Source organism: Komagataeibacter nataicola (assembly GCF_003207795.1).
GTDB lineage: Bacteria > Pseudomonadota > Alphaproteobacteria > Acetobacterales > Acetobacteraceae > Komagataeibacter > Komagataeibacter nataicola.
This window is the reverse complement of the sequence record NZ_NIRT01000078.1, coordinates 1-2,681: the sequence shown is the minus strand read 5'-3', so window position 1 is coordinate 2,681 and position 2,681 is coordinate 1. Positions and strand designations below refer to the sequence as shown.

General features: G+C 62.6%; 1 protein-coding gene and 1 pseudogene. One reads left to right on the top strand and one right to left on the bottom strand.

Annotated features, from left to right (window positions below; translation table 11 throughout):
- Positions 1 to 88 (top strand): annotated as a pseudogene (locus tag CDI09_RS17270) (IS5/IS1182 family transposase); the annotation flags it as partial.
- Positions 89 to 206: 118 nt separating this feature from the next.
- Here CDI09_RS17270 and recD2 read toward each other — a convergent pair.
- Positions 207 to 2,384 (bottom strand): SF1B family DNA helicase RecD2, encoded by a 2,178-nt coding sequence (gene recD2 / locus CDI09_RS17265; RefSeq protein WP_078526879.1) that lies wholly within the window; start codon positions 2,382 to 2,384, stop codon positions 207 to 209.
- Positions 2,385 to 2,681: the final 297 nt, after the last annotated feature.

Genomic DNA, 2,681 nt, shown 5'->3' with positions numbered 1-2,681 from the left:
GCGGCGGGTCGCAACACGCTATGACAGATGCCCGAACGTCTTCTTCTCAGCCATCTGCCTCGCTGCAACCGTCATCTTCTGGCTATGAGTCCTGAGCCTAGGCGCAAGTTACGTAGGTTTCCAACCGACGTCTGCTTCCGGCAAGTTACGAATTTTAATTGAGTGACTTAAATGAAGGCGGAAGCCGACATGAAAGCATCGCTGCGTCATATCGCTCCCTGCACCAGCCACTCTTTCAGCTTCGACCATCGCCGCCTTCCGCCCTGATTACGCACCGCGATGGCCAGCGCCTTCTTCTGGCCCACCAGCACGACGAGTTTCCGGCCACGTGTCAGCCCCGTGTAGAGCAGGTTCCGCGCGAGCATGGCGTAATGCTGCGTCACCAGCGGGATGACGACAGCCGGATATTCCGATCCCTGGCTCTTGTGGATGGTCGTGGCGTAGGCCAACACCAGTTCGTCCAGCTCGCCGAAGCCATAAACGACCTCCCGTCCATCGAATGAGACCGTCAGTTCACCCTCTTCGATATCGATCCTGTCGATAACGCCGAGATCGCCATTGAAAACATCCCGGTCATAATCGTTGGCGATCTGCATCACCTTGTGGCCCGGCCCATAGGTCCAGCCAAACCGCTCGACCTTCACCTCGCCTGGCGCGTTCAGCGCCTGCTGCAATTCGATATTCAGCGACCGCGCCCCAAGGCCACCCCGGTTCATCGGGCAGAGCACCTGCACGTCCCGAACCGGGTCCAGCCCGAACCGTGCCGGAATGCGGTCCCTCACCACAGCCAACAGCTTGCGCAGTCCGATCTCTGGGTCGGCGGCCTCCACGAAGTAGAAATCCGATCCCTCTTCCGCGCTCAGTTCAGGCATCCTGCCCTCATTGATCCGGTGCGCGTTGGTGATGATCCGGCTCTGCGCCGCCTGGCGGAACACTTCCGTCAGCCGCACCACCGGTACGGCGTCCGAGCCGATGATATCGGCCAGCACCTGCCCCGGTCCGACCGACGGCAACTGGTCCACGTCGCCCACGATCAGCAGGGCTGCGCTATCGGGCAACGCACGCAGCAGGGAGCGCATCAGCAGCACGTCCACCATGCTGGCCTCGTCCACGACCAGCAGATCGCAGGTCAGCGGGTTGGTATCGTCCCGCTTGAAGCTGCCGGTCGCCGGATCCGTCTCCAGCAAGCGGTGGATGGTCTTGCCCTCCAGTCCGGTGCTTTCCGAGAGGCGTTTTGCCGCCCGGCCGGTCGGGGCGCAGAGCTGCACGTCGGTGCTCTTGGCGGTCACAATTTTCAGGATGGCGTTGACCAGCGTGGTCTTGCCCACACCAGGACCACCCGTGATCACCAGCACCTTGCTGCGCAGGGCAAGGCGCACCGCCTCCTGCTGGCTGGGCGCCAGAGCCAGCCCGGTCTTGCCTTCCACCCAGGTCATGGCCTTTTCAGCGTCGATGTCAGGCCAGGGCGGACGGCCAATGGCGCAGGCGCGCAATCGCTCTGCGATGCTCTGCTCCGCGCGATACAGGCCGGCAAGGAAGATGCAGCCCGTCTCGCCCACGCTGTCGGCAATAACGTCGCCCGCTTCCAGCTCCAGCGCGAGGGCCGTCTCGATCAGAGGGGGGACGACCTCCAGCAGTTCGGCGGTGCTGGTCAGCAGTTCCCCCTCCGGGAGGCCGCAATGCCCTTCATCCATCGCCTCGCCGAGCGCGTAGGAGATCCCGGCCCTCACCCGGATCATGGCGTCGGGTGCGATCCCCATCTTCCGGGCAATCTGGTCAGCGGTCTTGAATCCGATCCCGCGAATATCCTTCGCCAGCCGATAGGGGTTCTCGCTGATCAGTCTGACCGCGTCCTGCCCGTAGGTCTTGAAGATCCGGACTGCCCGCGAGGTGCCAACGCCGTTGCTGTGCAGGAACAGCATGATCTCGCGGATCACCTTCTGGTCCGCCCAGCCGGCGACAATCCGCTCCGCGCGCTTCGGGCCGATGCCCGTCACCTCCCGCAGCCGTCCCGGTTCCTGCTCGATCAGATCGAACACGGCCTCGCCGAACGCTTTCACCAGCTTCTTCGCATAGACGGGACCAATGCCCCGGATCATGCCCGAACCAAGATAACGCTCGATGCCCTCGACCGTGGTCGGCAGGCTGGCCTTGAGAAACTCCGCCTTGAACTGGAGGCCGTGGGTGTGGTCGTTGAACCAGCGCCCCGACATTTGCACGAACTCGCCCGCCGAGATCATGGCGGCATGGCCGACAACGGTGACGAGGTCACGCTGTCCCCGCACCTTCACCCGCAGAACGCAGAAACCATTTTCGGCGTTGTGGAACGTCACCCGCTCCACGAGGCCGGCCAGCGCCTCGGACGACGCAGCCGCACCGCTCAACGGGGCTCTCCTGCCAGCGCGGAATCGAGAGGATCAGACACCATGCTCCACCGTAACATGGGATCGCACCACTGACCGTAGCCGAGTTCCATCACACCCAACACGCGATCGTGAAACACCTGCGATCAGCCCAAACTACGCTGTGCTTTCACTCCCATTTGCATCCTATGTGCATCCTGCGGCGTATTCCGGGCACAAAAAAAACCCGCCGGTGAGGGCAGGTTTTAATGTGTGATATCAATCACTTGAACCATGGTTGCGGGGGCAGGATTTGAACCTGCGGCCTTCAGGTTATGA